15 protein-coding genes are annotated in these 17,335 nt (G+C 38.5%); 4 read left to right on the top strand and 11 right to left on the bottom strand.

Annotated elements, in window-relative coordinates; genetic code table 11:
- Window positions 1-18: 18 nt before the first annotated feature.
- Together I6F43_RS06570 and gshA are read right to left on the bottom strand one after the other, a co-directional pair.
- Window positions 19-630, bottom strand: coding sequence for a transglycosylase SLT domain-containing protein (locus I6F43_RS06570; protein ID WP_010554629.1), 612 nt, complete (start codon window positions 628-630; stop codon window positions 19-21).
- A gap of 145 nt (window positions 631-775) precedes the next feature.
- Complete coding sequence (gshA, locus tag I6F43_RS06565) at window positions 776-2,353, bottom strand: glutamate--cysteine ligase (protein WP_010554628.1); 1,578 nt, start codon at window positions 2,351-2,353, stop codon at window positions 776-778.
- 587 nt (window positions 2,354-2,940) lie between these two features.
- Here gshA and I6F43_RS06560 point away from each other — a divergent pair.
- Window positions 2,941-4,488: a methyl-accepting chemotaxis protein gene (locus tag I6F43_RS06560; RefSeq protein ID WP_197101539.1), complete on the top strand. Its 1,548-nt coding sequence runs from the start codon at window positions 2,941-2,943 to the stop codon at window positions 4,486-4,488.
- Between the two features lie 52 nt (window positions 4,489-4,540).
- On the opposite strand, the gene clpB is transcribed toward I6F43_RS06560, so the two are convergent.
- The 3 genes from clpB to rluD form a co-directional block, all read right to left on the bottom strand.
- The gene (clpB, locus tag I6F43_RS06555; RefSeq protein ID WP_101164058.1) at window positions 4,541-7,117 is read right to left on the bottom strand and encodes an ATP-dependent chaperone ClpB; all 2,577 of its coding nucleotides are present in this window, start codon (window positions 7,115-7,117) and stop codon (window positions 4,541-4,543) included.
- Window positions 7,118-7,213: 96 nt separating this feature from the next.
- Window positions 7,214-7,945, bottom strand: a complete 732-nt coding sequence (gene pgeF, locus I6F43_RS06550; RefSeq protein ID WP_197101537.1) for a peptidoglycan editing factor PgeF — start codon at window positions 7,943-7,945, stop codon at window positions 7,214-7,216.
- Window positions 7,945-8,922 carry a 23S rRNA pseudouridine(1911/1915/1917) synthase RluD gene (gene rluD, locus I6F43_RS06545; RefSeq protein ID WP_007581384.1) on the bottom strand — a complete coding sequence of 326 codons (978 nt, stop codon included), beginning with the start codon at window positions 8,920-8,922 and terminating at the stop codon, window positions 7,945-7,947. Before rluD ends, pgeF begins: the two co-directional genes overlap by 1 nt.
- 141 nt (window positions 8,923-9,063) lie before the next feature.
- Here rluD and I6F43_RS06540 point away from each other — a divergent pair, with 141 nt between their 5' ends.
- Window positions 9,064-9,828: an outer membrane protein assembly factor BamD gene (locus tag I6F43_RS06540; protein WP_007581382.1), complete on the top strand. Its 765-nt coding sequence runs from the start codon at window positions 9,064-9,066 to the stop codon at window positions 9,826-9,828.
- 47 nt (window positions 9,829-9,875) lie between these two features.
- Here the strand turns inward: I6F43_RS06540 and glnB are convergent, their stop codons facing one another.
- Window positions 9,876-10,214, bottom strand: coding sequence for a nitrogen regulatory protein P-II (gene glnB, locus I6F43_RS06535; RefSeq protein WP_002962211.1), 339 nt, complete (start codon window positions 10,212-10,214; stop codon window positions 9,876-9,878).
- A gap of 160 nt (window positions 10,215-10,374) precedes the next feature.
- Between glnB and I6F43_RS06530 the strand changes: the two genes are divergently transcribed.
- Window positions 10,375-10,926: a GspH/FimT family pseudopilin gene (locus I6F43_RS06530; RefSeq protein WP_121954429.1), complete on the top strand. Its 552-nt coding sequence runs from the start codon at window positions 10,375-10,377 to the stop codon at window positions 10,924-10,926.
- A 79-nt stretch (window positions 10,927-11,005) separates the two neighbouring features.
- The gene (locus tag I6F43_RS06525; protein WP_024589415.1) at window positions 11,006-11,536 is read left to right on the top strand and encodes a GspH/FimT family pseudopilin; all 531 of its coding nucleotides are present in this window, start codon (window positions 11,006-11,008) and stop codon (window positions 11,534-11,536) included.
- Window positions 11,537-11,542: 6 nt separating this feature from the next.
- Here I6F43_RS06525 and I6F43_RS06520 read toward each other — a convergent pair whose 3' ends face one another.
- The 5 genes from I6F43_RS06520 to pilV are packed head-to-tail and all read right to left on the bottom strand — an operon-like array spanning window position 11,543 to window position 17,201.
- Window positions 11,543-11,959 (bottom strand): type IV pilin protein, encoded by a 417-nt coding sequence (locus I6F43_RS06520; protein ID WP_024607276.1) that lies wholly within the window; start codon window positions 11,957-11,959, stop codon window positions 11,543-11,545.
- Between the two features lie 9 nt (window positions 11,960-11,968).
- Window positions 11,969-15,151 carry a pilus assembly protein gene (locus I6F43_RS06515; RefSeq protein WP_197101535.1) on the bottom strand — a complete coding sequence of 1,061 codons (3,183 nt, stop codon included), beginning with the start codon at window positions 15,149-15,151 and terminating at the stop codon, window positions 11,969-11,971.
- Between the two features lies 1 nt (window position 15,152).
- The gene (locus I6F43_RS06510; protein WP_024589418.1) at window positions 15,153-15,656 is read right to left on the bottom strand and encodes a hypothetical protein; all 504 of its coding nucleotides are present in this window, start codon (window positions 15,654-15,656) and stop codon (window positions 15,153-15,155) included.
- A complete protein-coding gene (locus I6F43_RS06505) occupies window positions 15,644-16,639 on the bottom strand; it encodes a PilW family protein (protein ID WP_197101533.1) in 996 nt (331 codons plus the stop codon). The genes I6F43_RS06510 and I6F43_RS06505 overlap by 13 nt, the downstream gene beginning before the upstream one ends.
- A 1-nt stretch (window position 16,640) precedes the next feature.
- Complete coding sequence (gene pilV, locus I6F43_RS06500) at window positions 16,641-17,201, bottom strand: type IV pilus modification protein PilV (RefSeq protein WP_197101531.1); 561 nt, start codon at window positions 17,199-17,201, stop codon at window positions 16,641-16,643.
- Window positions 17,202-17,335: the final 134 nt, after the last annotated feature.

Raw genomic sequence — 17,335 nt, 5'->3', positions numbered from 1 at the left:
ATATCCATTAATAACTATCTAGCCAAATATAAGACGTTCAAACCAACCTTTATCAAGCTCTTCTTCGCAGTGTTTTAATTGCGCACCATAACGGCTCGCTCTGTGCTTAACTTTGTTCGCAACACCCATTAGCCACTTTTTCTTTTTGTACGTGCCACGCTTATACCCACCCCAACCTTCATGATAATTAAGGTATTGTGCGTAAGCATCCCATTTAGATATTTTATTTACTTTATGCGTTTTATAAACAAACCACGCCATAAAGTCGATTGCATCGTCAAAGTCGTCTCTATCAGCACCGTTGTTGCCTGTTTCACGAATATAATCAGACCATGTTGGTGTTTTAGCTTGCGAGTAACCATAGGCATCACTTGCGCGACCGGTAGGAATTATCCATAAGAAGTACTCCATAGGCGGAGCGGCATCATGCTTAAATGAGCTTTCTTGGTACATCATACTCATGAGTACATGCTTGGGAGAACCCCATTTTTCTTGTGCATCTTTTGCGTCGAAATACCAATCTGGCTTTTCTTCAAAGATTTTACATAAATCGTTAGGTTGCTTTGGAGGTGCTGTAGCACAACCGGCTAAAGTAATGGCGAGAGATAGGATAATTGCATTTTTTTTCATTTTTCTAAGATCTCACAGAACTTTTTTATAAAGTGTGGGTCTGACTCAATGAATGCAGCAGTACAGCATTAATTCATCCCTGAATATATTTACGCAGCCAACTTAGGCTGCGTTTTTTTTGCTTAAATGTTGCTAAATACCAAGGTTATTTACCGTCAAAATACGCATCTAAAAACGCGGTAAATGACTGGGTATCTGCTTGCTCAATTGCAGCTTGTGCTTCGTTAGACTCTACAACTTGTTGTTCCAGCCAAGGCTTTAAAAACTCGCTGTAGTCAGTATCTGCGTGGCTTTGCTTATATTTACTAGCCAATGCTAGTGCAAAGTGGCCGTTGTCTAAACCAGACTCTTTTAATTGTGACACGTAACGTCCAGAGTAAGTAAGCTCTGGATTATGTATCCACGTTGCCATGCGCTTTATAGTATCTGAGTAATAGTTAACACCATAAGCATTATCCATCCATTTAGCGACATCTGTAAGCTGGGTAAATATTTCATCGCCCCACGACTGAAGGCTACGCTGTGTGTTATTAAAGTTAAGCATTAGCCCTTCTTCTCGACCTTGGTTTACTACTGTGTCGAGATTTTCAGTACTACGTGCTTGTTCTTTCCAATCCATTGGAGCTGAATCTTTTAATAAACAATACGTTAAAAACACATCTAAAAAGTGAATTTGCTCAATATCAATACCAACTTCGCTAAACGGGTTAACGTCTAATGCGCGAATTTCTACGTATTCAATGCCTGCTCGAAGCAATGCATCCGTTGGCGTTTCGCCACTTTTCGCATTGCGCTTAGGACGAATTGGCGAGTAAAATTCGTTTTCAATCTGCAGAATATTTTTATTTAACTGCTTAGGGTTTTCACTCTTGTAGTCATCAAGATCACCATAAATTTCTGATGGTGTGTTGATTGCTTTTTTAAGGCCCGCTACATATTCATCTAACGAGTTATACATTACGCGTAGTGACGACTGAGCGCTATTTGTATAGCCTAAATTACCTAAACGCAGTGCTGTACCAACTTCTAAGTAAAGCGTGCCTTTACCTAGTTTTTTAAATGGTAAGTCAGTTTTTCGACCTTGCAAAAATGAGTTACACAATGCTGGCGATGCGCCAAACATGTAACTTATTAGCCATAGTTCGCGTTTAAAGTTACGAATAAGCGATAAGTAGCCTTCTGAAATAAAATCTTGAAGGCTTGCATTGCTTTTTTGTAACGAATGAAGTGACTGCCAAAGCGTATCTGGGAATGAAATATTAAAGTGAACACCTGCAATTGCTTGCATCATACTACCGTAGCGATTTTTTAATCCTTCACGGTATAGTGTTTTCATTTGACCAGTATTTGAACTACCAAACTGAGCTAGCACTATATCGTCTTGGTGCTCAATAAAACACGGCATGCTAATGGGCCAAAGTAGTTCATCGCCCATTTTTTCTAGAGTGAACTTTTGAAGGTCTTTTAATTGCTTAAGCGTTTGCGTTGACGATTCACTAACTGGAGTAATAAATTCAAGTAAAGACTCAGAAAAATCAGTTGTGATATGGCCGTTAGTTAACGCACTGCCCACACCTTTTGGGTGACCTTGAGGTGATATTGCACCATTATCTTGTATTCTTAGCGACTCTCGCTCTATGCCACGTTTAATGCCTTTAACTGCATGTTGGTGCTCATTTACTGATAACGCTTCAAGTGCGTTAGCTAAATCATGTGTTGTCAAAAAATCTTTCCTCGGGCCACGTGGCTTAATCATAAGGTTATGGGGGCTAATTACTTAGACTCAAGATTAATACCAATTTTATTGAAAATATGATCATTCTATCGCATTAAATAGCGCACTCACTGCGTTAAAAATTATTCATATAGAACAACTATATGTCATAATTTTCGCCTTGTTATTGTGCTATTTTCTTAGCGCTATAATTGATCACTTATTTAATGCAACTGGTATAAATTGCTAGAACAATATAATTTTTCTAAGTTAATAATTATTTACCCACTCTATACATGCGTTTGATATGACCAACATCATTATATTAAGTCGTAATATTGCCATTGCTCTGGGCATTATACAAATGCTTTAAATGCGTATTTAAGTATAAATTAAATACGCAAAATATAAGCCTAAAATAATAGACCGGAACTTATTTAAAATGAGTTCAATTTAGCTACTCGATATTTAAATTTGATCTAGATCAATAAAAACAATTATTTGCCTTATGAGCATAAAAGGAAAGACGCTATTTTTTGCTTTGTAGTGTGTAACCAATATAATGACAGCAACAATAAAGGATGATAATAAACATAATGCACAATGATAAAAGCTTAAAAAATGAAGAAGTATACTTTGATGAGTCACAAGAGCTTGTTTCTACTACCGACCTCAAAGGTGTAATAACATACGTCAATCAAGAGTTTTGCTCTGTAGCAGGTTATAGCGCACAAGAGCTTATCGGTCAGCATCATAATATTGTTCGTCACCCTGATATGCCAAAAGCGGCCTTTAAAGAAATGTGGGCAACATTAAAACAAGAACACTCGTGGCGCGGTATGGTTAAAAACCGCTGTAAAGATGGCCGTTATTATTGGGTAGATGCCTTTGTAACTCCTATTTTTGAGCATAACCGACTTGTTGGTTATCAATCAGTAAGAACCAAAGCGAGCTCTCAACTTAAACAACGCGCACAAAACCTTTACGACAAAATAAATACCAATAAGTCATTATTTAATCTGCGGGAGCACACTGGGATAAGACAAAGTATTACTTTTGTATGCCTATTACTTTGGCTGATTTTTATTGCTGTTACGGGATCAATCTCTATAGCTGCAATTAGCCTATTTATTTGCGCTTTGGTTATTGGGCTAAATTATGACGAACTGCTTGTTACCCCTAAAATATTACGCGAACAAAAAGCAAAAGCCGATTCAATCTCTCGCTATATTTACAGCGGCCACACACCGCATAGCGTAAGTGATTATAGAGAGCAAATGCTAAGCGCAAAATTGCGCACGGTTCTTGGCCGTATGAAAGATTCCACATTAAGCTTTAATGGGATCGCGACTGATCTAGATAAACAATCAACGCTTACTGAAAAAGGCATTTCTTCGCAAGGTGAGCGTTTAGAACAAATTGCATCAGCGATGACTCAAATGAGCTCTACCATTGGTGAAATATCAGTAAATACCGCTCAAACAGCTGATAAAGTGAATAACACCCATCAAAGTTGCTCTGAAATAAAAGACCATATTGCAGATAATAGTAAAATGGTATCTGATTTAGCTTTTCAAGTAGAAAAGGCTGCAACCACAGCCACCAGCTTAGCCTCTGAAGCAGATAAGATTGGTAAAGTAATGAGTGAAATAGAGGGAATTGCCGATCAAACTAACTTACTTGCCCTTAATGCAGCGATTGAAGCAGCTAGAGCGGGAGAGCATGGTCGAGGCTTTGCTGTAGTAGCCGACGAGGTAAGGACCCTTTCGTCACGTACTCAAAATGCTACAACACAAATCCACAGTTCTATTAAAGAAATACAAGATACTTTATTTAGCTGGTCTAAAGTAATGCAAAGCACTAAAGCACAAGCCGATAATTGTGTGCTGACAACCGATAAAACTCAAGTTGAATTAGAGGGGATTTTTATCCAAATCAGTGAAATATCTCATTTAGCAATACAAATATCATCTGCTGCAGAAGAGCAACAAATGGTTAGTAATGATATTAGTAATAATGTTTCGCAAATTAAAGACTTTGGAGATAACAACTTAAGCTTAAGCTTTAATGTGGCAAAAGGAGCAGCTGAACTTGTTGAAGGTTCACGTAGGGTGAACGATTTATTACTAACTTTTAAAGTTTAACAAACATAAAAAAGCCGCTATTTTAGCGGCTTTTGAGTTTAATTATTTACAATTAACGCTTGGAAAATACCAGAGAGTCGTCATTTGCATCAATAACGATCACGCAACCTGGTAAGTAGTCTCCATTGAGTAACTTTTGTGCCAGCGGGTTTTCAATCGTTTGTTGAATAGCACGCTTAAGCGGACGTGCACCGTACACAGGATCAAACCCACTTTCTGCAATTCGCTCAAGAGCAGCATCGCTTATTTCAAGCAGATATCCCATCTCAGTTAAACGCTCACGTAATTTCATTAACTGAATATCAGCTATTTCTTTTATATGCTCGTTTGCTAACGGGTGGAACACGACAGTCTCGTCTATACGGTTAATAAATTCAGGCCTAAACTCATTAATTAATACTTCCATTACTTTAGCTTTAAGGGTCGTGTAATCATTATTACCCGCTTGCTCTTGGATAATATCTGAGCCTAGATTTGAGGTCATGATAATAACGGTATTTTTAAAATCAACGGTTCTACCCTGCCCGTCAGTTAATCGGCCATCATCTAATACTTGCAGTAAAATATTAAACACATCCGGATGTGCCTTTTCTATTTCATCAAGCAATATCACTGAGTAAGGTTTACGACGAACAGCTTCTGTTAAATAACCGCCCTCTTCGTAACCCACGTAACCTGGAGGAGCCCCTACTAGACGTGCAACTGAATGTTTTTCCATAAACTCAGACATGTCGATACGCACCATGGCATCTTCGGTATCAAACATAAAACCAGCCAGTGCTTTTGTCAGCTCGGTTTTACCCACACCAGTTGGACCTAAAAATAAGAAAGAACCAATAGGACGATTAGGATCTGCAAGCCCGGCACGTGAGCGTCGTATTGCGTTAGAAACAGCAACAACCGCTTCATCTTGCCCTATTACTTTACTGTGTAACTTATCTTCCATTTGCAGCAGCTTTTCACGCTCACCTTGTAGCATTCTTGCAACAGGAATTCCTGTCCAGCGAGACAGTATTTCAGCAATTTCATCCTCACCTACTTGGTTTTTAAGCAGAGTCATTTCTTGCATTTCGGCTTGTGAGGCTAAATCAAGTTTTCGTTCAAGTTCTGGAATTCGCCCATATTGCAGCTCTGACATACGCTGTAAATCACTTGCTCTTCGCGCTACATCTAAATCTAATCTTGCTTGTTCAAGCTCGGCTTTAATTACTTGCGTGCCTTGAAGTGATGCTTTTTCAGCATTCCATATCTCGTCTAGCTCGCGGTATTGGCCGTCAAGGTCGGTGATCAATTCTTGCATTTCAGCTCGACGTTTTTGACTGGCTTCGTCTTTTTCTTTCGCTAGTGCGTTATCTTCAAGTTTTAATTGAATAATACGACGTTCGAGTTTATCTAATGACTCTGGTTTTGAATCAATTTGTAATCGAATTGAAGAACCCGCTTCATCTATTAAATCAATCGCTTTATCGGGTAACTGACGATCGCTAATGTAACGATGAGATAACTGCGCCGCAGCAACAATCGCGGGATCAGTAATTTCTACTGAATGATGTAACTCATATCGCTCTTTTAAGCCACGTAATATTGCAATGGTATCTTCAACAGATGGCTCTTCAATAAGTACCTTTTGGAATCGACGCTCAAGAGCTGCGTCTTTTTCTATATATTTACGGTATTCATCAAGCGTGGTTGCGCCAACACAGTGTAATTCACCGCGTGCTAATGCTGGCTTTAACATATTACCTGCATCCATGGCGCCGTCACTTTTTCCTGCACCTACAATAGTATGTATTTCATCAATAAATAAAATGACTTGGCCTTCTTCTTTAGCCAATTCGTTTAATACTGATTTTAAACGTTCTTCAAATTCGCCACGGTATTTAGCACCCGCAACTAACGCCCCTAAATCAAGTGATAGTACGCGTTTATTTTTTAATCCTTCAGGTACTTCACCATTAATAATACGCTGTGCTAACCCCTCGGCAATTGCTGTTTTACCAACACCTGGTTCACCGATTAATACAGGATTATTTTTAGTACGACGTTGTAGTACCTGAATCGTGCGGCGAATTTCGTCATCGCGACCAATAACGGGGTCAAGCTTACCTTGCTCTGCTCGCTCAGTTAGATCAATCGTGAATTTTTCAAGCGCTTGACGTGTTTCTTCGGCATTTGGGTCATCAACTTTTTGACCGCCGCGAATCGCTTTAATTGCAGTTTCAATTTTAGTTGCGGTAATATTTAACGACCTAAATATATCGCCAAGTGGACCTTTATCATCGCATGCCGCCAGTACAAATAATTCACTTGAAATATATTTGTCTTTGCGTTTTTGCGCGTACTTATCACATAGATTAATAAGTGATGCCATATTGTTTGATAGCTGGACGTCGCCACCTACACCTTCTACTTTAAATAATTTTTCTATTTCTTGTGAAAGCTTGGTGTTGAGTTCGTCAGCGCTGACACCCGTTTGTGCAAATAATGCACGTACACTAGAGCCACTTTGCTTTAGCAATGAATACATTAAATGTACGGGTTCAATAAATTGATGATCGCGACCAAGGGCTAGCGATTGCGCATCAGAAAGCGCAGATTGAAATTTACTTGTAAATCTATCTAAACGCATGGTGTTACCTATTAAATAATCTAATTGCTTAATTAATGGGTATGTTTAGGTGTTTGTTCAAGGTGTAGGGGGAAATATAATGATTAAAGATGTGAATTACTTGCGCCAGATCAAACTAGCCATACGTCCAGTTTGTCCATCTCGTCGATAAGAAAAAAATAAGTCACTTTGAGAGACTGTGCAGTAGTCGCCACCCGTAATATTTTTAACGCCTTGCTGGGTAAGTAAAGTACGCGCGATACCATAGATATCAGCAAGATATTTACCATTAGTTTGTAGTGTAAATGCGTGAATAAATAAAGGGGACCTTTTTTGAAATAACTCAAACACTTCAGCCCCAACCTCAAATCGAGTTGGCCCAATTGCAGGCCCTAGCCACGCATTTATATTTTCACACTTTGAGCTAAAACATTCCAAAGTATTTTTAATAATTCCCTGCTCAAGCCCTCGCCAGCCGCCATGTATAGCTGCAACTTCCTTTTCATCATCACTGACTAATAAAATAGGTAAACAATCGGCGGTCATTATAGCCAAAGGCTGATTTAATAACTGAGTATAAAGCGCATCAGCATCGTGTAACTCATCAAAATCAAAATGTTCATCAACAATAACAACATTAGAGCTATGAACTTGATTTAGCCACACGGCAGGTTTAGGTAGGAGATTTGTTAATAATGAGCGATTTTTTGATACATGATTTTGATTATCACCAACATGGAATCCCAAATTAAAACTTTTAAATGGGATTTTTGAAACACCACCTCCACAAGTAGTACTTAACGTTCCCACTTTATGAAGGTTTTGCCATGTCGCTGACAATAAGTGCATTATCTATCGATATCAGGATTAGCTTTGGTATCTTCACGTAATGCGAGTGTCATAGCAACCATATCATCTGGGATAGGTGCTTGCCATGTCATCATTTCACCCGTGATTGGGTGCGCAATACTCAATTTTACAGCATGTAGTGCTTGGCGTCTAAAGCTACGAAGTAACTCAAACAACTCAGGTGTTGCGCCTTTAGGTGGACGCGGACGGCCGCCATAAGATTGATCGCCAATTAGCGGGTGATTTAAATGTGCCATATGCACACGAATCTGGTGAGTACGACCTGTTTCTAAGCGCAAACGTAAACGAGTATGAGCACGGAATTTCTCAGCAACACGGTAATGTGTAATTGCCGGTTTACCCAGTTCATGTACTGCCATATGCGTACGCTGAGTCGGATGGCGGCCAATCGCTTTTTCAACCATACCACCTGCGGTCATAGTACCATTACACAGTGCTTCATATTCACGCGTGAAGTTTTCACGCTTTTGTAGCGCTGTTACTAAATGCGTTTGTGCTGGAATCGTTTTAGCTACAACCATTAAACCGGTCGTGTCTTTATCTAAACGATGCACAATACCCGCGCGTGGTACGTTAATTATTTCAGGGTAGTAATGTAGTAATGCGTTTAGCACTGTTCCATTAGGGTTACCCGCACCAGGGTGAACCACTAGGCCCATTGGTTTATTAATTACCAAAATATCATCGTCTTCATAAACAATGTTTAATTTGATATCTTGTGCTTCGTATTCGCGTGGTGCTTCAATTGTTGTTTCAACACTTACAACTTCACCACCTAGTAGCTTTTCGCGTGGAGTGTTGAAAATTTCACCGTCTACGGTGATTTTATCATCCAATATCCACGTTTTTATACGAGAACGTGAATAATCAGGGAACAATTGTGCTAATACTTGGTCTAGACGTTTACCACCTAATTCGGTTGGAACGTCGGCTTGAAGAGAAATTTGCTCTGACATTAGTAACTTTACCCAATTTACCAGTGCAAGCTTTGCTCGACTGGGTTAGAATCGCTTTTAATAAAAGCATAATATAATACGCATAGTTTACTCGGTTTTACCGACTTGGCCTAGCCGAAGACATCGAAGGTAACAAATAAAATGATAAATAAAATAGGGAAACGTGCATTTGCCATTGTTTTTTCAGTTTCTGTACTTAGTTTAGGCGCTTGTTCGTCTGCTCCAGACCAAGAAGACATTCAACGTGTACCGAATAAATCTGCACACGCTTTATATGAAGATGCAAAAGAAACACTAGATTCTGGTTTATATGCTCGCGCAATTGAACTTTTGAGTGCAATAGATTCTCGCTACCCGTTTGGCCCATTCTCTAAACAAGTACAAATGGACTTAGTGTATGCACATTACCAATCAGGTAATACTGAACAAGCACTTGCAACCATTGACCGCTTTATCCGCTTAAATCCAAACCATAAAGACCTAGATTACATGTATTACATGCGTGGTTTAGTAAACATTAAAGCAGATAAAAATGCGTTCCAAGAGTACTTTGGTGTAGATAGAGCCGACCGTGATGCTAACCGTACACGTGTTGCATTTACCGATTTATCGACACTAGTAAAACGCTTTCCGAAAAGTGATTACGCGCCTGAAGCTAAGCGTCGTTTAGTATGGCTTTTAAACCGTATGGCACGTTATGAATTAAAAGTAGCCACTTACTATTATGAGCGTGAAGCTTATTTAGCTGCTGCTAATAGAGGTAAGTTTGTTGTTGAACACTACTCACAAAGCAGTTACTTAGATCCCGCGCTTGAAATGATGGAAAAAAGTTACGACCAATTAGGTTTAACTGAGCTTAGTGAGCACGCAAAGCAAACACGAAGACTAAATAAAAGAACTAAATAAACAAAAAGGCGCTTAGTAAGCGCCTTTTTACTGCGTAGAAGAAAATCTTAAATCGCCTCTTCATCTTCCTCAGCAGTACGAATACGTATTACACGCTCAACATCAGTGACAAATATTTTACCGTCACCGATTTTTCCTGTTTGTGCCGTTTTTACAATAACTTCAATTGCACGGTCTACATCTTCATCAGTCAATACAATATCAAGTTTTACTTTAGGTAAAAAATCAACCATATACTCTGCGCCACGATATAACTCAGTGTGACCTTTTTGACGTCCAAAGCCTTTAACTTCGCTTACCGTCATACCTGTAATACCTACATCAGACAATGCTTCACGCACATCGTCTAACTTAAAAGGTTTGATAATTGCTTCTATTTTTTTCATATTAATTACTTTTGAAAGCTCCAGTTGCCTCGATTTTAGACAATCATGATGCTCATAGCAAACAAAGCGATTGAATTACGGTGATAAAACAACCGATCATGGTATAATTTATTGTATAAAAATAGCGATACTTAAATGACTAGCAGTAAATGAGATTAATATGAAAAATAAACAAAACGGATTCACTCTTTTAGAACTCATGGTAACCGTTGCTATCGTTGGGATCATTGCATCCATTGCGATCTGGAATAGCAGCGATATGCTAGAAGAAAATAGAGCTGAGAATTTTTTGTTGGAATTAAAAAGAAGCATTACTTATGCACGCTCTCAAGCGGCAAGTACGGATGAAATAGTTATTTTATGTCCCGCACAAGAAGGCGCTATTAAACAAGCTAAAGATGAGTTTGAATGTGAACCAGAATGGGACACGAATAAAATCATTGTTGTTTTTGTTGATGCTGATAACAATGGAAGTTATAACGTAGCTAACGATGCCTTGTTGAGAGTTATAGAGGATATTCCTGCAACTGATAGCCTTAGTTATAGTGGTAACGAGACAAGTCTTCGTTTTAATACCAGTGGTCGTATTACAACAAATCCGGGAGACTTTATCTATTGCCCTAATAGTGATAATGAAAATAACAAAGCTTTAACAGTATCTCAATCTGGTACTTCTTTTTATACTGGTGATACAGCTCAGACTTGCGGTTAAAAAACATACAAATTAATCTTGTCATATTTGTATCATTTACTAGACTGAGTTAATCATTTATTAACTCAGGTCTTCAAGGATGAGATTATCAATATCAAAAAACAAGGGAGTGACACTTCTTGAATTAATGGTTTCAATTGCTGTTGTCAGTGTAATCAGTCAATTATCGATGTGGTTTTATCCAGACTTCTTGGCTAAAAACCGATTAGATAACCATGTGAATCTACTACACCGAAATATAAATTATGGCCGTCTTTACGCAATTGAAAATGGTACTTACGTCACGCTTTGCGCACTAAAAGGCAGTCAATGCACAAAGGACGAGTGGGATGGTCAAATGTCACTATTTATCGACAAAGATAAATCAACGACTCTAGATGATGATGAGTTACTCTTAAGCACTTTCGAGGATGTTCATGATGCTGATACTTTAGAGTATCCGCGCAACGCCATTACATTTCGTCCAGATGGTTCTTTAAATGGTTTTCAAAATGGGACTTTTATATATTGCCCCAATAGCGATAAAGCCAATCTCGAAGGATTGGCTTTATCTGTAAGTCAAACGGGTAGAATTCGCATCAAATCAACTGATAAGTGTCAGAAGAAGTAATCTAGGCTATCGACCCCAGCAATAGTCAACATCTGAGTCTCCTTTAGACCCTTTTGCACCTTTGAGGCCTGTGTCAGTAATTGTAAGCTCTTTACAATCATTATCGCCTTTTACAGCACCGTCTATAGGTTTAGCTGTAATAGTGAAGGTATTGCTATCGACTACCTTTATGGATAGCTCAAAATGGCCATTTTCGGTTTTACTTTGCAATCCTAAATCAGTAAATGTCTCTGTATATTCCCTATTATCGACAAAATATTGCTCTTCCTTGTTTGCAGCATCTAACAATGCTGCAGCAGCTTCAGCGCGCGAAGCACGCTTTACATATTCAGTATAGTTAGGCAGCGCAATTGAAGCGAGTATGCCGACGATAGCAACGGCTATCATCAGCTCAATTAAGGTAAACCCGTGTTGTTTTTTCATCTAATTTCCTTAATTATTAACTTCGTCATTTTCTTCACGTTTATAGATATATGTTTGTTGGGTTTTAAAGCCAAACCCTACTGTATTGTCATTAACCAACACAACTTTACCATCGACAACAGTTAAACCAGGACCTTTTATTTCTACAGGTTTCATTGGATTTTCCGCATTTTCACCTTTAATACCAGGCCCAATTAAATAAAACTGACTTTCTTGTATTACGTCAACTGTTGGGTCGTCATCACATTTACCATCGCCATTACCATCTACACATGAAGGGCTTTCACCAAAGTATAACTGAGGTGTGTCTGGTACATCATAGCTGGTTGTAAATTTAAGGTCGTCATACACCTTAGTACCGTAATGTAAGTGAAAAGCGTATAAAGAACCACCACCACCACTTAGCGAACATTGATTTTCAGTCGATGTATCTGATGCAGGTGTGAAGCTTGTAAAATAGGCAACACCTCCAACAACTGTGGCAGCAGCTAGCGACTTTTCACCCGTTCCTAACTCATATCTCCAGCCATTAAATTTAGCCAAGTCTACTTCTAAGTCAACAAAATCATCAACGTCATCTAGAGCATTGCCAAATGGGTCTGAATTCATTTGCATCAAATCAGCAGGCAGAATAGTATCTGGTGCATTCGTTTTATACGATTTAGTAACCGTATTTTCATCTCTGATCATAAACAATTGATCTTTTTCATTGGTGCCGGTTGGTTTTGAGCGATTACCACTGCCGATAACTATCGCATCATACGGTGTATCTAAGCGTGTTATAACGGTGCTACCATTAACTGTTGACTCGCTTACTTTACTATAAATTGTACGTGCTACGAGTGGTTTATAGAAAAAGCGTCGGTCCTCAGTTGCTTTATTACTACCAAGCTCAGCTAATTTAAAGTGGCTAAACTCGCTAGTATTACTACCAGGCATATCTATACGCCAAATATCTCCACCTGTATCTGCCGCATAAATTCGGTCTATATATCCATCATAATCTGAGTCAAGCGTGGTTATATCTGCAGCAATACTATGCTTACCTTTAAAGCCATTAATATCGGGTGTTAATGCCCATACTCTTTTACCTGTTTCGGCTTCAACAATATAGATACCTCGCCCTGTACTATCTTCACTACGGATAGCTGCGTCTTTATTAGTATCATAACCAGCACCAAAAACTAATAAGGGTTTATCCCCAAATGCTTTAATGTAGGCTATTTGTGGCTTTGACCAGGTTTGTGCAAGCTCTTTAAAATCACCTTTACCACCTTCGATTGGAGCGTCCCATAATTTTTTCGGTATGTTCGGATTTGTTATATCAAGTCCGTAGTAATTTTTACCACCGCGACGCATCCCCGCAAAAGCCCACACTTTATCGTCGCCACTCGCATCAATAATACCGTCATTTAAACCATCACTATTTAAGTTTTTATTATCAAAATAAATACTAATAGGACCGTCCACACCATATACTTTCGTATCGGCTTGATTTTCACGTAGAGGTTCAATAATGTTGTATAAAGCAGACGGTATAAATGCCCAACTTTCACTTACACTATCATCTGAATCCTTAAACATATGTAAAAAGCCAGCATTAGTTCCTATCAAAACTCGAATATCATCATTACCATAATCGATTGCAACAGGTTTAGAATGCAGAGGGTCACCAAAAATATCTTTGCGCTGGTCAACGCTAGACCCATCGCCATCTTCATCATCAACGTCTATACCCATTGCCCATTTGATATCATTACTCGATAAGCTTAGCGGATTGTTATCGACTAAATTGAGAATATCACTCACAACTGAGGTATTAAAATTTACTATAGCTCCCTGATTGTCAGTGTATAAATTACGGCTATCTGAATCTAATGTCGTTAAATGAAGGTTCACACCACCTTGTGCAACTAAGTTACCATCCGCTGGCTCCCCACTTGGCAACCAAAATGTTTCTGCATTTTCGTCAATTAAGCCATTCTCATCAAGTGCCGACAATCCTTTTGAATCAACAATTTGATTCCCTGATACTTTCAGTTTTTTTAAGTTTCCACGCCAACGAGCACCGGTTTCAGGGTAAAACATGGCAAAATAAACAGCATCCCGGCTACGAGTTTGATCTACATTATTACTCGCAACTGAAGGCGATGAAAAACTATCATTTACTTCTCTAATTCTTGAAATAGTATTTTTTAATGCTTCAGATAAAGCTTCTGAAGTTCGCGCCTCTAAGTACTGGCCTCCACCAACTGATGCAGCTTTCTCTAGTAAGTCGATACCGCCCTCGCTCATTCCTGTGCCAAAGCCAATGGTAAAAACTCTACCAGTATCTAGCACATCACTTGTATCAGAGTATAAATCTACTTTTGTATTATTTGTTCCATGTATTATTTTTGATAGAGCAACTAAATAGCTATTAGAATAATCACCGCTCACAAAAGGGATTGAATCATTAAATAAATTATTATGTACACTTTTAATCTGATCATCACGACCATCATCGTTAGTAGGGTCTCCATCAGTCATCAAAATAATATTAATTGAGTTATCGCACCTGAGAGGATCTCCTGATTCCTTTTTAAATGGTGACTTATAAGTTCCATTAGCATCGGCTGCTTTATCTCTGCTGTTAATACCATACCCATAATAAAGGCTTTGCCCAGTAATATACCTATACGCCTCCCATAATGTTTCAGTTAAAGGAGTTGCACCACTTGCAGGCAAATCGTCAACTTCATTAAGTAAAGTGTTTTTGTTAGCACCAAGCCTTGCTAGTACATAGCCACCTGAACTTTCTCTAAATCTCATTAAACCAAAATCAATATCATCATTATCGGTAATAAGTTGGCTAACAGCGTTTTTTGCTACTAATAAGCGGCTATCTTCACAAACAGCTTGTGCATATCCGTTTACAGACTTGTAACATTGCTGTGTGTAACTAAAGTAAGTCTGACTTTTAAAACAATCTGATGTATAAAACTGTCCATTTTGATATCGACGATAACACTGGCCTCCATCTACAACATCCCAGGCCATACTCCCAGAGGTATCAAATATCATTAACACTCTTGGATTTTCGTCTGTCTCTACATCATGATTTACATAAAGCTCAATATCCTCAGCGAATACCGACATACTTATTGTTAAGCCAAGCAAAGAGGCTAACACTTTGTTTAATTTAAATTTCATCTTAAATCCCCTTGCTTACGCTGGCCATTTCTTGTGCTATACCTGTAACAATAGTTAGTTCATGCTTACTTTTAGATCCATATTCTATTGTGGTGGCGACCTGTAACATATTGCACGATATACCTGCTGTAAAATTAAAGCGTCGAGGACATTCTAAATCTAACGCCCCCTTGTTCAGGTTAGTCATTTTGCTTTGCATATCTGCATGATTTGCAATCACCATACCTTTGTCATCACCATCCGCGATTGCAGTTACTTCATCGGGAGTCAGGAAGAACTGATTATTAGCGCCTTGATTTGCCTCATCAGAGATCATGCGCTGCACTTCACCAATGAGTTCATTTTCGGCCACTTCGCGCTCTTGTGCTGCATTGGTAATTTTAATATCAATACTACTACTGCTCATAAGTGTTACAGCAATACCGGTCACTGCAATAACCATTATTAAAGCTGTAATTAGAACTACACCTTGCTGTTTTTTTTGTGATTGTTTTAAATACGCCATAAATTTGATCCAACATTATTTAATCGAATAGTAGTAGTGAACACAGTACGTCTGAAATTATCGGTAAATGTTAATACACGCTTATCTTCATCCTCACCTAACGTATAAGTTTGGTTTTTAATTTTAACTCCTGGGTCTGGCTGTAATGCGCGTATTAATAAAAAAACCTGAACAGTTAAAATACCTTTACGATTTTCCCAATCTGTATACTTCATATCTTGAATACTTCGGTAGGTATCTACACGATTATCACTGTTAGTATCAAGACCAAAAACAAACCGCATGTTCTCAACACCTTCCATAATAGTTTCTGTGTTGATATTTCCACCAACCAGGCGCTTTCTCATTAATGCAGGTACAGTTAAATTCTTATTATTAACTTTATAAGTTTGTTCTGATAGATAATAAACATGATGGCTGTAAGGCCAAACGGTTGCATTAACATTAAGAGTCGCAGCGTTAACCGTTCCACGGAAAAATTGAGCTTTTTCTTGCTCAGCTACAAAGTAGTTTTCATCAGCCTGAGTCTCATTAGTTACTGTATTAACTGTTAAGCTCTTACCTTGTAAAAATTTTAATTGAATAATGTCAGTGCTTTTAATCGGATTATTTAGGCAGTTAAGCTCTTTTGATTCTCCAGCAACCTTTGCGTAAATAGTTCTAAAATTACTAGCTGTAGCAAAGTCAGGAAAACTCCCATTATTTAATCCTTCAAAGCAGTCTGTTCCAGGGTTTGCTAGTGTATCTGTATTTACTGCAGTGAACGAATCGTCATAATAAGTTCCCCAAAAGCCAATTTGTTCAATATCACGTTGCATTATGTTAATTGCAAGGCGCCCTGATTCTTGAAGTTCACCAATAGTCATCGTATCTTTAGTGGTTACTTTCATACCTATATAGGTGAACATAACGCCACCTAGTATTAATCCACCAATAAATAATGAAATCATCATTTCTACAAGTGTAAAACCTTTTTGCTTCATGTTAGCTCCTAAGGTAAATGTAACTAGTTAATACAACTAAGCGGCGCTTTTTGTCAGCCGTTCCACACTTTATTGCGCCAGTAGCATCATTTGCATTAAACTCTTGTCGACCTTGCCACGAAACAATTACTTCTAAATTAAATGCCTTACCACCCGAGCCAGCAACTACTGTAGGTGCAATACATACGGTAGCACCATCTAAAGACCCCGTATTTTCTCGAGCTCTTATAGCTCTTTTCCACTGCTCAAGATCTAAGGCCGCAACTTGCGCTGCGCTACAAGTATTTGTAAAGCACGTTTGCGAGGTTGTCGTTGCAGTTTCACTATCAAATGTTTGTGTGTACAGCCCGGCTATTTGAGGGGTATCGTTAGCACGGATACGCTGCACAATATCATTACCAAGTGCAACTGCAGCAGCGCGCTGCATAGAATCAAAGCTTGCTTGCTTTGCTTTTGCTTGCAGGGCAACTGCGCCTAAAAGGCCAAAACTAAGAATAATAAATGCAATTAACACTTCAATTAGAGTGAAGCCTCTTTGCACTTTTGTTTGAGATGACTGCATAGTAGAACCAAATAAAAATTATCTGATTATAAGTTTATGCTATTTATTTGAGGAATCAATGAGGACTAAGACAAGCGGTTATATTTGTTGATAAACGGTTAATTAAATCGGCTCATTCAACAAAACAGTAGTAA

Source organism: Pseudoalteromonas sp. NZS71_1, assembly GCF_015864305.1.
Classification (GTDB): domain Bacteria; phylum Pseudomonadota; class Gammaproteobacteria; order Enterobacterales; family Alteromonadaceae; genus Pseudoalteromonas; species Pseudoalteromonas arctica.
This window is presented reverse-complemented; position numbering and strand designations above follow the sequence as displayed.